The organism is Microbacterium sp. BF1, assembly GCF_019279095.1.
In the GTDB taxonomy this organism is placed as follows: domain Bacteria; phylum Actinomycetota; class Actinomycetes; order Actinomycetales; family Microbacteriaceae; genus Microbacterium; species Microbacterium maritypicum.
The window spans coordinates 1-1,840 of record NZ_JAGYWT010000485.1; the positions used below are offsets into that span (position 1 = coordinate 1).

2 protein-coding genes are annotated in these 1,840 nt (G+C 69.1%); both read right to left on the reverse strand.

The window, feature by feature from the left end:
• Positions 1–1,058 (reverse strand): acyltransferase (locus KZA10_RS13945; RefSeq protein WP_218683178.1); only part of this gene is annotated, 1,058 nt, incomplete at its 3' end.
• A 90-nt stretch (positions 1,059–1,148) separates the two neighbouring features.
• A partial coding sequence (locus KZA10_RS13950) for an SGNH hydrolase domain-containing protein (RefSeq protein ID WP_306300824.1) occupies positions 1,149–1,840 on the reverse strand: 692 nt, incomplete at its 5' end.

The window sequence follows — 1,840 nt, forward strand, 5'->3', positions numbered from 1 at the left end:
GCCTCGACGAAGCGCGAGAGGAGGCGCGCGGCGACGAGGGAGCCGACGATGATCACGAGCCCGGCCCCGAGTCCGACTCGGTCGATGTCGAACACGACCATCCACGTGACGAGGATCGGCCAGTGCACCAGGTAGAGCGCGTAGGCGTCACCGGAGAAGTACGTCATCGGCTTCGATGCGAGCAACGACGCGGGCCCTCCGCGCGCATCACCCGCCCCGGACACGATCACCGCGGCGGCGCAGAGCACCGGCCACAGGGCCAGATAGCCGGGGAATCGTCCGCCGACATCGAGGAGGATGCCGCAGAGCACGATGCCTGCCACACCACCCCAGCCGAGCACGGCGCGGATGACGACGCCCAGACGGATGAACGGCAGCAGCAGAGCCAGGAGCGAGCCCGCCGCGAACTCCCACAGCCGCGTCCGGGTGTCGAAGTACGCGAACGCCTGGTCGGACCGGGTCTCGATGACCGAGAACCACAGCGACCAGACGAAGATGACGAGGAAGACGCCGATCAGCGCAGGACGGATGAGGTCGCGACGGCGGCGGAGGATGAGCGCGACCAGGAGAATGAGCAGTGGCCAGAGGAGGAACACCTGCCCCTGGATCGACAGCGACCAGAAGTGCTGCAGCGGGCTCGTCTCGGAGCTGTCGCGGACGTAGTAGTCGACCTCGGAGAACGCCAGCTGCCAGTTCTGCACGTAGAAGAGGCTCGCCCAGGTCTCATTCCAGATCCGCGTCCACTGGGTCGGCGGGAAGAACGCGGCGCTCGCGGCGAGGACAGCGAGCAGGGTCACGGCGGCGGCCGGGACGAGCCGACGGAAGCGTCGGCTCCAGAACTGCGGCAGCGACAGCGGGGTCCCCGCCACCACCCGGCGCGTCAGCGAGCCGGTGAGGAGGAAGGCGGAGATCATCAGGAAGACGTCGACACCGCCGGAGACCCGGCCGAACCACACGTGGTAGACGACGACGAGCACGATCGCCAGAGTGCGCAGCCCATCGATGTCGGCTCGATAGCCGGCACGGTGCTGCGCGGTGGCTGGCCTCGTTGTGGGCACGCGGAAAACCTCGGTCACACGGCGGTCGTCTCCACCGATTCGGGTGGGCGGAGACTTCCGATCCACCCTAACCCACGGCCCGGACCGGCGTCATCCGCGCGGCGTCGGAGGGGCGGCGAGTGCCTCATCGAGCGTGATGCGGAGCCTGTCGCTGAGCGTGGCCGCGTAGGCGCTGCTCAGATGATCCGCGTCGTAGAACACCGGCTCCCCTCCGACAGCAGCGAAGCACACGGCGTCGTCGCAGAGCAGCGGGCTCATGTCGATCGGCCACAACCCCGCCCGCGGTTCCAGCGACGCCAGGGCGACGGGATCCGGGGGCAGCGCGACGGGGCGCGCAACCGCGCAGTCGACAGGCGACTGCGCATTGAGCAGGAGACAGTCGATGTCGCGGACGTCACCGTTCAACGGGGTGTCCGCGATAGGGACGACCGCGACGCCGGCGTCGATCCAGCGACCCCAGGTACCACGGAGTGCCTCGACGAACTGGTCATCGTGCGATCGTCCGCTCCCATCATCGACGAGCTGCTGTCGTGCCGCCATCGCGGTGACCACCATGTCGGGCGGGTCCGCGACGATCTCCTCCGAGAGCGCGCCGGCCCAATTCCGGCAGCGCTCGTAGTCCACCGGCCCCCACAGCGCGTCGAAGCCGACGAACGCGACGTCGGCCGGCGGACAACCGGAGAAGGAGCTGATGGTCAGGTTCCATCCCTCCGCGCGCGCGATCGGGAAGACGGCGGCCTGCCACTGCTCGGCGTGCGAGTCTCCGACCAGCCACACCCGCG